Origin of the sequence: Flavobacterium sp. W21_SRS_FM6, from assembly GCF_052119645.1 — a bacterium.
In the GTDB taxonomy this organism is placed as follows: Bacteria; Pseudomonadota; Gammaproteobacteria; order Enterobacterales; family Alteromonadaceae; genus Paraglaciecola.
Genome location: NZ_JBGQOM010000009.1, coordinates 201,364 through 217,541, shown reverse-complemented (window position 1 = coordinate 217,541; position 16,178 = coordinate 201,364). Strand labels below are relative to the sequence as shown.

At 42.4% G+C, this 16,178-nt stretch carries 22 protein-coding genes; 2 read left to right on the top strand and 20 right to left on the bottom strand.

The genetic code is table 11. The annotated features are described in order from the left end of the window. The first annotated feature begins 364 nt into the window (after positions 1–364). Entirely contained in the window at positions 365–1,138 is a 774-nt protein-coding gene (locus ACEN2L_RS15755; protein ID WP_441745072.1) for a hypothetical protein, read from the top strand. A gap of 436 nt (positions 1,139–1,574) precedes the next feature. On the opposite strand, the gene rplQ is transcribed toward ACEN2L_RS15755, so the two are convergent. The 18 genes from rplQ to ACEN2L_RS15665 form a co-directional block, all read right to left on the bottom strand. Then, on the bottom strand, positions 1,575–1,976 hold the full coding sequence (rplQ, locus tag ACEN2L_RS15750; RefSeq protein WP_441745070.1) for a 50S ribosomal protein L17: 402 nt from the start codon (positions 1,974–1,976) through the stop codon (positions 1,575–1,577). A gap of 41 nt (positions 1,977–2,017) precedes the next feature. After that, positions 2,018–3,007 carry a DNA-directed RNA polymerase subunit alpha gene (locus tag ACEN2L_RS15745; protein WP_306023974.1) on the bottom strand — a complete coding sequence of 330 codons (990 nt, stop codon included), beginning with the start codon at positions 3,005–3,007 and terminating at the stop codon, positions 2,018–2,020. 22 nt (positions 3,008–3,029) lie between these two features. Next, positions 3,030–3,650, bottom strand: a complete 621-nt coding sequence (rpsD, locus tag ACEN2L_RS15740) for a 30S ribosomal protein S4 (protein WP_306023973.1) — start codon at positions 3,648–3,650, stop codon at positions 3,030–3,032. Between the two features lie 24 nt (positions 3,651–3,674). Further along, positions 3,675–4,067, bottom strand: coding sequence for a 30S ribosomal protein S11 (rpsK, locus tag ACEN2L_RS15735; RefSeq protein WP_068371061.1), 393 nt, complete (start codon positions 4,065–4,067; stop codon positions 3,675–3,677). A gap of 14 nt (positions 4,068–4,081) precedes the next feature. Further along, positions 4,082–4,438: a 30S ribosomal protein S13 gene (gene rpsM / locus ACEN2L_RS15730; RefSeq protein WP_306023972.1), complete on the bottom strand. Its 357-nt coding sequence runs from the start codon at positions 4,436–4,438 to the stop codon at positions 4,082–4,084. A gap of 124 nt (positions 4,439–4,562) precedes the next feature. Beyond that, positions 4,563–4,676 (bottom strand): 50S ribosomal protein L36, encoded by a 114-nt coding sequence (gene rpmJ / locus ACEN2L_RS15725; protein ID WP_082768678.1) that lies wholly within the window; start codon positions 4,674–4,676, stop codon positions 4,563–4,565. Positions 4,677–4,700: 24 nt separating this feature from the next. Then, the gene (secY, locus tag ACEN2L_RS15720) at positions 4,701–6,020 is read right to left on the bottom strand and encodes a preprotein translocase subunit SecY (RefSeq protein WP_306023971.1); all 1,320 of its coding nucleotides are present in this window, start codon (positions 6,018–6,020) and stop codon (positions 4,701–4,703) included. 5 nt (positions 6,021–6,025) lie between these two features. Beyond that, positions 6,026–6,460, bottom strand: a complete 435-nt coding sequence (gene rplO / locus ACEN2L_RS15715) for a 50S ribosomal protein L15 (RefSeq protein WP_306023970.1) — start codon at positions 6,458–6,460, stop codon at positions 6,026–6,028. 3 nt (positions 6,461–6,463) lie between these two features. Further along, positions 6,464–6,643 (bottom strand): 50S ribosomal protein L30, encoded by a 180-nt coding sequence (gene rpmD / locus ACEN2L_RS15710; RefSeq protein ID WP_068371050.1) that lies wholly within the window; start codon positions 6,641–6,643, stop codon positions 6,464–6,466. A gap of 6 nt (positions 6,644–6,649) precedes the next feature. Continuing rightward, positions 6,650–7,153, bottom strand: a complete 504-nt coding sequence (gene rpsE, locus ACEN2L_RS15705) for a 30S ribosomal protein S5 (protein ID WP_306023969.1) — start codon at positions 7,151–7,153, stop codon at positions 6,650–6,652. A 9-nt stretch (positions 7,154–7,162) separates the two neighbouring features. Continuing rightward, positions 7,163–7,516: a 50S ribosomal protein L18 gene (rplR, locus tag ACEN2L_RS15700; protein WP_306023968.1), complete on the bottom strand. Its 354-nt coding sequence runs from the start codon at positions 7,514–7,516 to the stop codon at positions 7,163–7,165. 12 nt (positions 7,517–7,528) lie between these two features. Next, on the bottom strand, positions 7,529–8,062 hold the full coding sequence (gene rplF, locus ACEN2L_RS15695) for a 50S ribosomal protein L6 (RefSeq protein WP_306023967.1): 534 nt from the start codon (positions 8,060–8,062) through the stop codon (positions 7,529–7,531). Positions 8,063–8,072: 10 nt separating this feature from the next. Then, positions 8,073–8,465 carry a 30S ribosomal protein S8 gene (gene rpsH, locus ACEN2L_RS15690; protein ID WP_306023966.1) on the bottom strand — a complete coding sequence of 131 codons (393 nt, stop codon included), beginning with the start codon at positions 8,463–8,465 and terminating at the stop codon, positions 8,073–8,075. 12 nt (positions 8,466–8,477) lie between these two features. Continuing rightward, a complete protein-coding gene (rpsN, locus tag ACEN2L_RS15685; protein WP_306023965.1) occupies positions 8,478–8,783 on the bottom strand; it encodes a 30S ribosomal protein S14 in 306 nt (101 codons plus the stop codon). An 11-nt stretch (positions 8,784–8,794) separates the two neighbouring features. Then, positions 8,795–9,334 carry a 50S ribosomal protein L5 gene (gene rplE, locus ACEN2L_RS15680; RefSeq protein WP_306023964.1) on the bottom strand — a complete coding sequence of 180 codons (540 nt, stop codon included), beginning with the start codon at positions 9,332–9,334 and terminating at the stop codon, positions 8,795–8,797. Between the two features lie 16 nt (positions 9,335–9,350). Next, positions 9,351–9,665, bottom strand: a complete 315-nt coding sequence (gene rplX, locus ACEN2L_RS15675) for a 50S ribosomal protein L24 (RefSeq protein WP_306023963.1) — start codon at positions 9,663–9,665, stop codon at positions 9,351–9,353. Positions 9,666–9,676: 11 nt separating this feature from the next. Further along, on the bottom strand, positions 9,677–10,042 hold the full coding sequence (rplN, locus tag ACEN2L_RS15670; protein ID WP_068371025.1) for a 50S ribosomal protein L14: 366 nt from the start codon (positions 10,040–10,042) through the stop codon (positions 9,677–9,679). A gap of 347 nt (positions 10,043–10,389) precedes the next feature. Next, entirely contained in the window at positions 10,390–12,027 is a 1,638-nt protein-coding gene (locus tag ACEN2L_RS15665) for an AMP-binding protein (protein WP_441745064.1), read from the bottom strand. 409 nt (positions 12,028–12,436) lie between these two features. Here ACEN2L_RS15665 and ACEN2L_RS15660 point away from each other — a divergent pair, with 409 nt between their 5' ends. Beyond that, on the top strand, positions 12,437–12,889 hold the full coding sequence (locus ACEN2L_RS15660) for a zf-TFIIB domain-containing protein (RefSeq protein ID WP_441745062.1): 453 nt from the start codon (positions 12,437–12,439) through the stop codon (positions 12,887–12,889). A gap of 145 nt (positions 12,890–13,034) precedes the next feature. Here ACEN2L_RS15660 and rlmB read toward each other — a convergent pair whose 3' ends face one another. Continuing rightward, a complete protein-coding gene (rlmB, locus tag ACEN2L_RS15655; protein WP_306023959.1) occupies positions 13,035–13,772 on the bottom strand; it encodes a 23S rRNA (guanosine(2251)-2'-O)-methyltransferase RlmB in 738 nt (245 codons plus the stop codon). Beyond that, positions 13,773–16,166, bottom strand: a complete 2,394-nt coding sequence (gene rnr / locus ACEN2L_RS15650) for a ribonuclease R (RefSeq protein WP_441745060.1) — start codon at positions 16,164–16,166, stop codon at positions 13,773–13,775. Between the last annotated feature and the right edge of the window lie 12 nt (positions 16,167–16,178).

Sequence of the window (16,178 nt, the reverse complement as noted above, 5' to 3'; positions counted from 1 at the left end):
TCTCAAGCGGGAGGCGCATATTACGCTATCCGTTTTCGTTGTCAAGAAAGTTTTTAAATTAATTTTTAAAACCCTTCTCTACAACCCGCTAACTGCTTGACTCCGAAGAGTCTCACTCACTGACCTAAGCCTGTGTCGTTTCAGCCTTTTAAAGTCTGTCCCGAAGCGAGGAGGCGCATTCTATAGATTTGGGAGACAAGGTCAAGCAAGAAATACAAATTTGTAGAAATTATTTTTTATACGTATGAATATTCAGCAAAGTGCTTAATTACTGTTTATTTGGTAAATTTATTGTTAAATTGAACCTACAGTAGACAGGGAGGTCTGAACTCAGTTAGTAACGCAATGTAGTTGGTGAAGTAGAATGAATATTAAAAGAGTAGCCTTAAGCACCTTATTTATTAGTAGTTTAGCGCATTGCGCTTTAGCCGGTGCAATTGAAAACACAGATAATAACGTAACACCCGAACTAACCAGTTCATTTATACAAAACCAAGTCCAACAAAACATGTCAATCGGTAGGGCCATTAAGAGTATAGTGAGACATTATCCTCAAGAAGCTGCCAGCATTATTGATACCGCCCTAGATTTGTACCCAGAACAATATAAAGAAATCATCCATGCAGCTATTTCTGCACAACCAACTTTAACTGAAGAGGTTGTTACAATGGCTTTAAGGAAGGGAATCAGTAGCTGCACTAGCATAGTCGAAACAGCAATTAATGCAGATCCAAGCTATGTAGATTTTGTTGTTACCGCTGCGGCGAATTCAACACCAGGCGAATTGGATGAAATAGTTAGAATCGCAGTAGTAACAGAGCCAGATTCTGCTGATTATATTGTGCAATCACTCGCTAAAGAGCATCCATCTAAATTAGTTGAAATATTAACCTCAGCCATCGGAGCTGTGCCCTTGGTTGGAGAGTATGTAGTTGAAGCACTTCTTGCTAGTTTCCCTAATGACGCTGAGATTGTGATAACAACAGCTGTGAGAGAATCATCAGCTCAAAGAGAACAAGTTAAAAAGATTATCGAGACCGGTCAAAATTCTGGGATCTCAAATGAGAATTTGGAGAAGTACGCAACCAATGGTGGTGCAACAGCCGAAGAGGTTGCCCAAGCTTTAGATAAAAATTGAACCGTTATATCAATCAATCAAGCAAGGGCCAATTCTAAATTGGCCTTTTTTTGTGCTCTAAGTTTCTAATGTAAAACTGTTAATGCGTTCAGATCATAGTTGGCAGTGAAGACTAGAACTAATTAATCCGACCTTGAAAGATGCACGAACATAAGGCATGAATTTCTAAGAGCCAGAGTAGGCAAGTTTCAAAACGCTATCTTTTCAGAAACTCACCTTTGTATAACAGTAGTTTGGCTAGACATCAAAGTATGTCATTACTTTAATGGACCTGCAGGCGAGTGCAGTGAAAAAAAAGATACAGGCATGTAAGCAAGTACAGGCGTGTTTGCAAATTTTCTGCTTGACGCATGATATTTTAATAACAAGATATTATTTTTATTCCTTTTTGATCAAAAAAGCCGGGCATTGCCCGGCTTTCTATGTGGTAAAGCTATTATTCCGCGGTAGCTTCTTCAGTCATTTCGACTGCTTCAACTTCTGGACGGTCAACCAACTCAACATAAGCCATTGGAGCATTATCACCAGAGCGGAAACCACATTTTAAAATGCGAATATAACCACCTGGGCGTGCTTCATAGCGAGGGCCTAGTTCATTGAATAATTTACCAACAACTTCTTTATCACCAGTACGTGCAAACGCCAAACGACGGTTTGCAACACTGTCTTGCTTAGCAAGTGTGATAAGAGGTTCAATTACGCGACGCAGTTCTTTCGCTTTGGGCAAAGTTGTTTTAATCAACTCATGCTTAACCAAAGAGCCAGCCATGTTTTTAAACATCGCTTGACGATGGCTGCTATTACGATTTAACTGACGACCACTCTTACGATGGCGCATAGTTTTATCCTTCTTTACAAATCAGTTTAAATTAAATCTGATTAATCTTTTTCTGCGATACTTTCAGGTGGCCAATTTTCTAGGCGCATGCCCAAAGAAAGTCCACGAGAAGCAAGTACGTCTTTGATCTCTGTTAGAGACTTCTTACCCAAGTTTGGAGTTTTTAACAACTCAACTTCGGTACGCTGTACAAGATCACCAATATATTGGATAGCTTCAGCTTTCAAGCAATTAGCAGAACGTACAGTAAGTTCTAAATCATCAACAGGGCGAAGTAAAATCGGATCAAACTCCGGTTTCTCTTCTTTCTCAACCGGCTCTTTGATATCGCGAAGTTCAACAAATGCATCTAATTGCTCAGCTAAAATTGTAGCTGAACGACGAATTGCTTCTTCAGGATCAATTGTACCGTTGGTTTCCATATCAATAATAAGCTTATCTAAATCAGTACGTTGTTCTACACGCGCTGATTCAACTGTATAAGCAATACGTTCTACAGGGCTAAATGAAGCATCAACCAATAAACGACCAATAGGACGATCATCTTCTTCAGAAGAGCGGCGAGTTGATGCAGGTACATAACCACGACCCATTTCTACTTTAATGCGCATACTGATTTCAGCATCGCCAGTTAAAGTACAAACTAAATGATCAGGGTTAACGATTTCCACATCACCATCATGCTGGATATCTCCAGCTAATACTGGGCCCGCACCGGATTTCACTAGAGTTAGTGTTGCTTCGGTTTTGCCTTCAAGACGCACCGCTAAACCTTTTAAGTTAAGCAATATTTCGATAACGTCTTCTTGTACGCCTTCTTTGGTGCTGTACTCATGAAGCACACCATCAATTTCAACTTCGGTTACAGCACACCCTGGCATAGATGACAGTAGAATGCGACGTAAGGCATTGCCCAACGTGTGACCAAAACCACGTTCTAAAGGTTCAAGAGTGACCTTAGCGCGTGTTGATGAGACGTTATCAATTTCAACTAATCTTGGTTTTAAGAATTCAGTTACAGAACCCGACATTGTTTCCTCTCTTCTTTTATCTTTACTTAGAGTAAAGTTCGACGATCAACTGTTCATTTATCTCAGCAGACAAATCAGCTCTTTCAGGAACACGTTTAAATGTACCTTCCATCTTCTTGCTGTCTACTTCGATCCAAGTTGGTTTCTCACGCTGTTCAGCCAATTCAAGAGCAGCAACAATACGAGCTTGTTTTTTAGCTTTCTCACGAACAGAAACAACGTCTTCAGCAGAAACATTAAAAGAAGGAACGTTAACAACTTGACCGTTGACCAAAATGGCCTTGTGGCTAACTAGTTGACGTGCTTCAGCACGAGTACTAGCAAAACCAATACGGTAAACAACATTGTCAAGGCGCTGTTCTAAAAGTTGTAATAGGTTTTCACCAGTATTACCTTTTAAACGAGCTGCTTCTTTATAGTAATTACGGAATTGTTTTTCAAGAACACCGTACATACGACGAACTTTTTGCTTTTCACGCAATTGAACACCATAGTCTGACAAGCGGCCACGACGGGCGCCATGTTGACCAGGTGCGGTATCAATTTTACATTTAGATTCGATTGCTCGAACGCCACTTTTAAGGAACAAATCTGTTCCTTCGCGGCGGCTAAGTTTGAGTTTTGGACCCAAATATCTTGCCATGATCTTTCTCCAACTGTCCGTCGATTAAACGCGACGTTTTTTCGGTGGACGACAACCGTTGTGAGGAATAGGCGTCACATCGGTAATATTAGTGATTTTATAACCAGCAGCGTTCAAAGCACGGATCGCAGATTCACGACCTGGACCTGGACCTTTAACGAACACTTCTATGTTTTTCAAACCAAATTCCTGTGCGGCAGTACCGGCACGCTCAGCAGCAACCTGTGCAGCAAATGGGGTAGATTTACGTGAACCACGGAAACCAGAACCACCTGATGTTGCCCAAGAAAGAGCATTACCCTGACGATCAGTAATTGTCACTATTGTGTTGTTGAAAGACGCATGGATATGAGCCATACCATCTGCAACTTGACGTTTTGCGCGCTTACGCGTGCTTTTAATAGGAGCTTTAGCCATATCTTATTCCCCGCTTACTTTTTAATTGCTTTGCGAGGACCCTTACGGGTGCGCGCATTTGTTTTAGTGCGCTGACCACGTAGAGGAAGACTACGACGGTGGCGTATACCACGGAAGCAACCTAAATCCATCAAACGTTTAATACTCATTGATACTTCACGACGTAGATCACCTTCAACAGTGAATTTAGCTACTTCATCACGCAATTTATCAATCTGTGCTTCATCAAGATCTTTAATCTTGGTTGACTCTGCAACACTAGCAGCGACACAAATGCTTTTAGCACGTGTGGCACCGATACCGAAGATTGCTTCAAGAGCAATCACAGCATGCTTGTGCTCAGGGATGTTAATGCCAGCGATACGGGCCATTAACAGTACTCCTCTTAGTTATTGTCGTCGGCCTAAAAAGCCCGATAGGATACTTACCCAACGACTAAATTGCAAATAAAGGTTTGAGGCGCTAGCGTATCTAGACGACCCCCAAACCGTTCGATTAACCTTGCCTTTGCTTATGCTTGGGCTCACTACAAATCACACGAACAACACCGTTGCGCTTAATGACTTTGCAGTTACGGCAAATCCGTTTGACGGATGCACGAACTTTCATTTCATCACTCCGTAAAATGCCATCTTATCGACCATAGCCTTTAAGATTAGCTTTCTTAAGAACAGACTCATATTGATTTGACATCAAATGGGTCTGCACCTGCGCCATAAAATCCATGATTACAACTACCATAATGAGTAGTGAAGTTCCGCCAAAATAGAAAGGAACATTCCATGCAATCAACATGAATTCAGGCACTAAACAAATAAAGGTTATATAAAGCGCACCAGCTAAAGTTAGTCGCGTCATTACTTTATCAATGTAGCGTGAAGTTTGTTCGCCTGGGCGAATCCCTGGCACAAAAGCACCAGACTTCTTTAAGTTATCAGCTGTCTCACGGGGGTTAAAAACCAACGCAGTGTAGAAGAAACAGAAGAAGATAATTGCCGCAGCGTAAAACATGACGTAAAGAGGTTGTCCAGGAGACAACATTAAAGCCACGTCTTGTAACCAAGACAATGATTCATTTTGACCAAACCAGTTAGCAACAGTACCAGGAAACAATATTATACTTGATGCAAAAATTGGTGGAATAACACCAGCCATATTCACTTTTAAAGGCAAATGCGTGCTTTGAGCAGCAAATACTTTACGACCCTGTTGACGTTTAGCATAGTTAACGACGATTCGACGCTGGCCACGCTCAACAAATACAACAAAATAAGTGATGGCTATGATAATTAAACCAATCAACAACAAGAACAACAGATTTATGTCACCCGTTCTAGCCTGCTCCGCCGTTTGCCCTAGAGCAGTTGGTAGACCAGACACTATTCCGGCAAAAATCAAAATAGAAATACCGTTACCGATACCTCGCTCAGTAATTTGCTCACCTAACCACATTAAAAACATGGTACCGGTAACCAAACTCACTACTGCCGTAAAGTAAAAACCGAAACCGGGATTTATCACCAAACCTGAAATCAAGTTTGGTAAATTTGTCGCTATTCCAACTGCTTGGAAAGAAGCTAACACCAAAGTGAAGTACCTTGTATATTGGCTTATTTTGCGACGACCGGCTTCGCCTTCTTTCTTTAATTCCATCATTGACGGATGCATTACCGTTAGTAATTGCATAATGATGGACGCTGTAATGTAAGGCATGATACCTAGGGCAAGAACCGATGCACGCTCTAAGGCACCACCTGAAAACATATTAAACATTTCCACGATAGTCCCTTTTTGTTGGTCGAATAAATCGGCCAACACAGCTGCATCAATACCAGGAATAGGCACGTAAGAGCCCAACCTAAATACTATGATCGCACCAAGTACGAACCACAACCTCGATTTAAGTTCGCTCAAGCCGCCTTTTGCGCTCGAATCCGATCCTGGTTTAGCCATCTAGCCTATTCCTCTACCTTACCGCCAGCTGCCTGAATTGCTTCAAGGGCACCTTTAGTTACCTTTAAACCGCTAATCGTAACAGCGCGAGTGATTTCACCACTTTTAAGAACTTTAACATAGCGCATTTCTTTTTTGACAAGACTTGCTGCTTTTAAAGTTTCTAGTGAAACAACATCGCCCTCTACCTGAGAGATTTCGCTTAACGTAACTTGGTCAGTAACCAATGATTTACGTGAAGTGAAACCAAACTTAGGTAAACGACGCTGGATCGGCATTTGACCGCCTTCAAAACCAGGCTTAACTGTACCGCCTGAACGGCTAGTTTGACCTTTGTGACCACGGCCACCAGTTTTTCCAAGACCAGAGCCAATACCACGACCCAAACGCTTACGAGATGTTTTTGCTCCATGTGCAGGAGCCAAAGTATTTAAATGCATCTGTTACTCCTCCACTACTTCAACCATGTAATATACACGGTTGATCATGCCACGGACAGAAGGGGTATCTTCTAGTTCACGAACATGACCGATGCGACGAAGACCTAAGCCAGTAAGGGTTGCCTTATGCTTGGGAAGACGACCGATAGAGCTTTTAGTCTGCTTTATTTTAATCGTTGCCATGTTCAATTACCCCAAAATCTGTGTTACTGACAATCCACGTTTAGCAGCAACTTGCTCAGGCGAAGTCATTTCTGTCAACGCGTTGATAGTTGCACGCACAACGTTAATTGGATTGGTAGATCCGTAACATTTTGAAAGTACGTTCTGTACGCCAGCGACTTCAAGGACTGCACGCATCGCACCACCGGCGATAATACCAGTACCTTCAGATGCTGGTTGCATGTAAACCTTAGAGCCAGAATGACGACCTTTAATTGCATGTTGTAACGTGTGACCGTTTAAATCAACTGACACAACATTGCGACGTGCTTTTTCCATTGCTTTTTGGATAGCAGCAGGTACTTCACGTGCCTTACCATAACCAAAACCAACGCGACCGTTACCGTCACCTACTACTGTCAAAGCAGTAAAGCTAAAGATACGACCACCTTTAACCACTTTAGATACACGGTTTACAGCGATAAGCTTTTCTAACAGGTCACCCTGTTGTTGAACTTCTACTTTAGCCATAATTAACTCCTAGAACTGAAGACCTGCTTCACGAGCAGCATCAGCTAATGCCTTAACTCGACCGTGATACTTGTAACCGCTGCGATCGAAAGCGACTTTTTGAATGCCTTTTTCGATAGCACGTTCTGCAATCGCTTTACCAACTGCTATCGCTGCATCAACATTACCGGCGTACTTAACGCTTGAACGTAACTGCGCTTCAACAGTAGAAGCCGCCGCTAATACTTCAGAACCGCTTGGTGCGATTAACTGAGCGTATATGTGACGTGGGGTGCGGTTAATAACCAAGCGATGCGCGGCCAGTTCACTAATTTTTTTGCGGGCGCGGGTTGCGCGGCGCAAGCGAGCTGTTTTCTTATCCATCGTATCACCAACCTACTTTTTCTTAGCTTCTTTACGACGCACAACTTCATCGGCGAGACGTACACCTTTACCTTTGTAAGGCTCTGGCGGACGGTATCCACGAATGTTAGCTGCAACTTGACCCACCAACTGCTTATCAACGCCTTTAACGAGGATTTCAGTTTGGGTAGGAGTCTCTACCGAAATACCAGCGGGCATTTCGTATGCTACGGGGTGCGAGAAACCTAAAGTCAGGTTTAGTTTGCTACCTTGCGCAGACGCACGATAACCAACACCATTCAACAATAGTTTTTTCTCAAAACCTTCGGATACACCAATCACCATAGCATTTAATAGAGAGCGAGCAGTACCAGCTTGAGCCCAACCATTAGCCATACCTTCACGAGGTAAAGTTTTTAATTGGTTCTCTTCTTGTACAATTTCAACTGCATCATTAAATGTACGAGTTAATGTACCTTTTTTACCTTTAAATGTGACAACTTGACCAGCGATTGAAACTTCAACGCCAGACACGATGTCAACAGGAGCTTTTGCTATACGTGACATTCTATTCCCCTTACGCTACGTAGCCGATGATCTCACCACCCATGCCCGCTTTACGCGCTGCACGGTCAGTCATCACACCTTTAGAGGTAGACACGATAGCTACACCTAAACCACCCAATACTTTTGGAAGCTCATCTTTTTTCTTATAGATGCGCAAACCTGGGCGACTTACGCGCTCAATGCTGCCGATAACTTTTTTGCCTTCGAAATACTTTAACGTAATTTCTAATACAGGCTTAACGTCACCAGAAACTGACACGTCAGAGATGTAACCTTCTTCTTTAAGTACGTTTGCGATAGCAACGCGTAATTTAGATGAAGGCATAGCTACTGTCACTTTGCCAGCCATTTGGCCGTTACGAACGCGGGTAAACATATCCGCGATAGGATCTTGCATACTCATATCAGCTACTCCTTACCAACTGGCTTTTTTAAGGCCAGGCACTTCGCCGCGCATCGCTGCTTCACGCAACTTGATACGGCTGAGGCCAAACTTGCGTAGGAAACCATGTGGACGACCTGTTATACGACAACGGTTACGTTTACGTACAATAGATGAATCACGTGGCAATTGTTGTAGCTTAAGAACAGCGTTCCAACGGTCTTCGTCAGACGTGTTGATATCGCTGATAGTGGCTTTAAGTGCCGCACGCTTATCAGCGAACTTTACTGCTAGCTTGGCGCGTTTTACTTCGCGCGCTTTCATTGATTCTTTTGCCATAACCCTACACCTTACTTTTTGAACGGGAAGTTGAATGCGTTTAACAACGCAACGCCTTCCGCATCGGTTTGAGCGCTAGTAGTGATAGTGATATCCATACCGCGAATTTTATCCACTTTATCAAAATCGATTTCAGGGAAAATAATTTGCTCACGCACACCCATGCTGTAGTTACCACGACCATCAAATGACTTAGGGTTTAAGCCACGGAAATCGCGGATACGTGGAATTGCAATTGAAACTAAACGTTCAAAGAATTCCCACATACGTTCACCACGTAGGGTTACTTTACAGCCAATCGGATAACCTTCACGGATTTTAAAGCCCGCTACAGATTTACGAGCAACAGTTACAATAGGCTTTTGACCAGCAATTGCTTGCATGTCAGCCGTGGCATTTTCCAATACCTTCTTGTCTGCTACCGCTTCACCTAAACCCATGTTTAGAGTGATTTTTTCAATCCGAGGGACTTGCATGACGCTTTTGTAGTTGAACTGCTTCGCAAGTTCCGCTACTACCGTTTCTTTATAGAAATCATGCAGTTTCGCCATCGTACTCTCCAATTTATTAAATTACTTGGCCATTCGATTTGAAGAAGCGTACTTTTTTGTCGCCTTCAACTCGAAAACCAACGCGATCAGCTTTACCCGTTGCAGGGTTAAAGATCGCAACATTTGACACATGAATTGATGCTTCTTTCTCAACAATACCGCCAGTCACACCCAATTGAGGGTTTGGCTTTTGATGCTTCTTGATTAAGTTAACACCTTCAACGATTACGCGACTAGATGCAGGAAGAACTTTGACAACTTTGCCTTGTTTTCCTTTATCTTTACCCGCTAATACGATGATTTCATCATCACGACGAATTTTACTAGCCATCTCGTGACTCCTTATAGTACCTCAGGGGCTAACGACACAATCTTCATGTTATTTGCACGAAGTTCGCGAGTAACCGGACCAAAGATACGCGTACCAATAGGTTGCTTGTTGTTGTTTAACAACACCGCTGCGTTGTTATCAAAACGGATCGCAGATCCATCAGGACGACGAACGCCTTTTCTAGTACGCACCACCACTGCATTTAGTACATCACCTTTTTTTACTTTACCGCGAGGAATTGCTTCTTTCACAGTAACTTTGATGATGTCACCAATATGTGCATAACGGCGATGCGAGCCACCAAGAACCTTAATACACTGAACCCTGCGAGCTCCCGAGTTATCGGCAACATCCAGGTTAGTTTGCATTTGGATCATGTTAGTGCTCCGCTGTTTAAATTAAGACTCTCCCGAGTCATTTAGCTGTAAAAAACAGCATTTCGCTGCCTTTTTATACATACCCCAGTTAAAAGGGCGCGAAATACTAACAGAAAATATGTAGGAGCGATAGTTGAATTTACGAAATATTTTAAAAGAGGTGGATAAATACAAGGCTAAAAAGCTAAGTCCTTATCATAAATCATTATTGGGCCTAATTAGTGGTTTTTTGACATTAAAATAAAAGAAATCTCTCGGCACGCTGAAATCATTGATAGCACTAAGGTTGTTTTATTCTGTTGAATAAGCGGGCTTATTCAACAGAATTCTTATTTTGACTTTACGGCTTAAAGCAGAATGACTTTACCTGTCATTTCAGTATCGATCAGGGAGGCAAATCGTTCTTCTAAGATATGGCGTTTCACTTTTAAAGTAGGGGTTAATAAACCATTGTCGACTGTCCACTCGTCTTTCATTACGACTAAACGGTCTAACACTTCATGGCTTTCTAAATCAGCGTTAACTTCTTCTAAGGTTGCCAACAGACTTTGCTTTAGTGCGTCAGAATTTAATTTTTGGGCGGCCACGGACAATACCATTAACGCAATAGGCTGTTTTAAGTGTGAGCCGGTAACGCATACTTGTTCAATATTTGAATTGCCCATAAGTTTAGATTCAATTGGTACAGGCGCAATGTATTTACCTTTTGCTGTTTTAAATATTTCTTTCAAGCGGCCCGTAATTCTGATGTATCCGTCTTTGTCCATTGAGCCTTTATCGCCGGTTTTTAAGTAGCCATCGGCAGTGTATACTTCTTTGGTTTTTTCTGGCTCAAGGTAATATTCAATCATATTACATGGCCCTTTGACTTGAATTTCTCCTTCTTCGGCAATCCTGATATCTACGCCGTTATAAGCTTTACCTATTGAACCTATTTTATCAGCACGAAATGGAACACTACCTGTGCCATACGCGCTATTTTCAGTCATTCCCCACCCTTCAGAGATATTTACACCAATAGTTCTGAACCAGTTTAATGTTGATATAGAGATTGGCGCGGAGCCACTTGCACATAAGCGCGCGGCATCTAAACCTAACTTTTCGCGTATTTTGCGTTTTACGATCGATGACAAAATTGGTATATGCAGCAAAAAGTCTAACTTTTTTTGCGGCATATTAGCTAATACCCCCATTTGAAAACGAGTCCACAACCGAGGCACTGATACAAATAAGGTGGGTTTAGTTGCACAAATATCTCTAGAAAAGGTCTCTAAGGATTCAAGAAAGTCTATACGCATAGATGAGTAAAAACTTGCTAGTTCAGCAAACACTCTTTCCGTAATGTGGGCTAAGGGGAGATAACTTAATACCCTATCTTGATGATCCACAGATAATGCATCGAGCGAACGGTAAGCGGCCCAACATATAGAATTATAGGTATGAACTACGCCTTTAGGGTTACCTGTGCTACCTGATGTGTAAATAATTGTCATCACAGAGTCCATGTCAGGTATCGGACATTTGCTAAAAGGCACATTTAACATTAAATCAGACCATTGCTTATCCGCTGGAATGTTCGGATAAGGAAACGCTAGCTTCATTACGTTCTTAGGGATCGCCTTAACTTGGTTTTCTGTATCATCTAATTTGCCGACAAAGATAACTGGGCACTTAGCATGTTCCAAGACGTATTGAATCGTATGTTCACCGGCTGTTGCATAAATCGGTACTGACACATGTCCCGCGAGCATTATCGCTAAATCGGTAATAAACCACTCGGCGCAGTTTTTAGAAAGAATGGCGATATGACTACCTTGAGGTAAGTCTAAAGACAGCAACTCACTGGCAACACGCCTTGCTTGCTCACCAGTTTCTCGCCAATCAAAAACCTTGTATTGACCATTAATAGGCTGTTTGAGAAAAATTCGGTCAGGAGTACTATTTTCCCAGTGATACAGCATTTCTAACGGTGATTTAATGGTCATAACTATCCTAATTCAACTGCAATTCGTCAACTAGGGCCTAATTTACAGTGCCTAATTACAAATGGTCAACACTTGATAAGCATCTACAACATTTTGTTAACGAATAATCATTAATAAGCCAGTGTGAATACAAAATTATTATATAAATCAATTATTTTAATGAATGACAGACTAGTAAGTAGGTAAGTTAACCATACTCATATGGCCTTAATCCCTACGTCTAGTTATATAGTGGTTTGGCCCACTTCTCACTATTTTACTTATTGATCAAATCATCTGAACACGGCTTATGCTCAAGGAGTGAACATGTAATGGAACAACTATGCAGTAAAGATAAAAATGTTTTGAATCTGCTCCTCACACATAGCACTCTAGGCTAAATAGTTGCTCAAAATGAAGGATTAACTTAATGCACTGTACAAGTTGTAAACAAGGCGAACTGCAAGTCAGCTTTATTGATCAGGAGTTTCGTTGCCACACCTGTAATAATTGTGGTGGTAATTGGATTTTGGTAGAGGATTATGTGAGTTGGAAAGAACGTTATCCAGAATATCTATTTACCGAAGCGGCAGTATTAGACGAAGCCGAAGACAGTAGTCGAGCATTACTTTGTCCAGTTAGCGGTGTCATCATGCGCAAACTGCGTATTAGCAAAGACACTAGTCATCGGCTCGATTATAGTGCACCTGTTGGAGGAGTTTGGTTAGACAAAGGGGAGTGGGACTTAATCAAGGCAGCGGGTCTTGCAGGATCACTTAATGTTTTATTGACTGAGCAATGGCAGAATAAACTAAGAGAGCAAAGAGCGAAAGATACCTTCACCCAACTTTATCTCAGTAAATTTGGTGAAGATGATTATTAAAAAATAAAAGCATGTCGAGATTGGTTGCTCGCGCACCCTAAAAAAGCAGATTTACGCTCTTACTTATTGGCCGAAGATCCTTATTCAGCCAAGAACTAAACTTCAAGACCTGCCTTTTTGCTAAGGGCAGGTCATTACCAGATACCTAAGTGCGCTGGCGAACAATTTCGTACAAACAAACCCCTGTTGCCACCGATACATTCAAGCTTGATACCGAGCCCGCCATGGGTAGTTTGATTAATTCGTCGCAGTGCTCACGTGTTAAACGCCGCATTCCCTTATCTTCTGCCCCCATCACTAGCGCCAAAGGGCCGCCAAGTTTACACTCATAGATGTTTTTGTCTGCCTCACCGGCCGTTCCCACTATCCATACGCCCATACCTTGCAGGTCACGAAGTGTGCGCGCTAAGTTTGTCACTTGTACTAGCGGTATCACTTCCGCAGCCCCACATGCTACCTTGCGAACAACAGGTGTTAAAGACGCTGAATTGTCTTTAGGTACGACAACCGCGTGCACCCCTGCGCCATCAGCAGTGCGTAAACATGCACCTAAATTATGAGGGTCTGTGACACCATCTAAAATGAGTAAAAAAGGCTGCGCATTAGCTTGTACAATAGCGGCTAAATCATTTTCATTATAGACTTTGCCGGGCTTAACTCGTGCTACAACCCCTTGATGTTGCTCACTATCCGCTTTGTCATCTAAGGTTTTACGTTGGCAAAATTGGATCGATGCGCCAAATCGGCGTGCTTGATTGACAATCGTATGTACGCTTTTGTCGTCTTTTCCTTTTAAAACAAACAATTCTATCAATCGCTCAGGTTCGCGTTCTATGACGGATTGTAAGGCATGGATACCATAAATATATTCGTGTTGCGCCATTTAGCGACTCCTTTTTCTGGGCGCTTTGGTGTTTTTAGGCGCACCTTTACTACTTGATTTTTTGGCACCTGATGTCTTTTTGGCAGGGGTCTTAGCTGCTGGACGTTTACTGGGCGTTGATGTTGTTTCACTTTTAGTTTTTGCTGCTGACCTAGCGGCAGTTTGTCTGCGAGCTTTACCCGATTTACTGGGCTTACCTTTATTTTGCCCTTTGCTAGATGGACCTGATGCCAAAATAAAGTCAATTTTTCGTTCATCTAAATTTACAGAAGCAACCTTCACTTCGAGTTGATCACCTAATCGATAAATCATTCCAATACGCTCGCCAATGAGATGTTGTTTCACTTCATCGTATCGATAATAGTCAGAGTCTAACGACGTGATATGTACTAGGCCATCTATATGAAATTCAGGCAAACGCACAAAAAAACCAAAATTAGTGACTGAGGCTATGACGCCCTCAAAACTATCACCAACATGATCGAGCATAAACTCACATTTTAACCAGTCGGATACATCTCGAGTGGCATCATCTGCACGACGTTCAGCCATCGAGCACTGCTCGCCTAAGGCTTCAACTTCATCCACAGAGTAATGTTTACCACCACTGAGATTTTTGCGTTGATTTTGCTTATCAATAATGGCTTTTAATGCACGGTGTACGACTAAATCGGGGTAACGACGGATCGGCGATGTAAAATGTGCATAGGCATCAAGGGCCAAACCAAAATGACCAATATTTTCTGGCGCATAAACAGCTTGCTTCATTGAGCGCAATAACATGGTTTGAATCAACTCTTGGTCAGCTCTCCCCTGTATTTTACTCAACACTGCTGTGAGGTCTTGTGGTGTTACATCATGACCAATACGATGAGTAATACCCACTTCACCTAAGTACGACAAAAACGAAGTTAAACGATCGGGATCGGGCTCATCATGAACTCGGTACAAGGCTTCAGCCTTATGTTTTGCTAATGAACGTGCCGCAGAAACATTGGCGAGTATCATGCATTCTTCAATAAGTTTGTGCGCGTCATTGCGAACCACAGGCACGATATGATCAATTTTACGTTGAGCATTAAAAATAAATTTGCTTTCTTGCGTTTCAAATTCAATCGCACCTCGTTGACCACGTGTTCGTTTAAGGGCTTGATACATGGAGTACAAGTTCTGTAAATGCGGCACTTGCTCGGCATACCTACTTTGCAGGGTTTCATCCCCTTGCAGTATATTCCACACTTTAGTATAGGTCAGGCGTGCCTTTGAGTTCATTACGGCTTCGTAAAATTGATGCTCAAGTAATTTACCCGACTCACTGACGGTCATTTCACATACCATGCACAAGCGGTCTACTTGAGGATTGAGTGAGCATAAACCATTCGACAGCACTTCAGGTAGCATCGGTACAACTTGTTCTGGAAAATAAACCGACGTACCACGATTTTGCGCTTCGCTATCTAAGGCTGTTCCCGGACGAACATAATAACTCACGTCAGCAATGGCTACCCATAGTTGCCATCCGCCTTTTTCAAGGGGTTCACAAAAAACCGCATCATCAAAGTCACGAGCATCTTCACCATCAATGGTAACTAAGGGAAGCTGACGTAAGTCAATACGACCTGTTTTAGCCTCTTCAGGCACATCTTCGGTCAAACCTTTAATTTGTTTAGTCACACCTTTTGGCCATTGATGCGGAATTTCAAAGGTCCTCAAGGCCATATCTATTTCCATACCAGGTGCCATGTGCTCACCTAGAACTTCAACTATTTTACCGATGGCGTTAACTCGTTTGCGCGGACGTTGTACAATTTCAACAACGACAATATGCCCTTGCCTTGCGCCATTGGTTTGTTCTTTGGGGATCATTATTTCGTGATTAATGCGGCTATCATCCGGGATCACGACAGCAACATTATTTTCGAAAAAATAACGGCCCACAATTGGCTCCGAGCGAGGCTCAATAATTTTTACTATCCGGGCTTCTCTGCGGCCACGATTATCCGTACCACTTTCTTTTACTTGCACAACGTCACCATGTAACACAGTGGCCATTTGCATTTGGTGAATAAACAAGTCCTTCTCGCCATCTTCACGCTTTAAAAAGCCAAAGCCTTCTCGATGGCCAATAACACGCCCCTGAATCAAATCGTCTGCTTTAATTAAGGCGTATTTTTTGTCGCGATTAAACTCTACTTGTCCCTCTCGCTCCATCGCTCTCAACCGTCGTTGAATACCTATGCGACTGTCTTCATCGGTCGCATTGAGCTGATGGCAAAATTCGAGGAAGGACAAAGGTTTTTTAGCTTTAACTAGCAATTCCAGCAAATATTCGCGGCTGGCGACTGGATTTTCATATTTTTCTTTTTCGCGTTGGTAATGGGGGTCGTCGTTCATAGCTGGATCTGC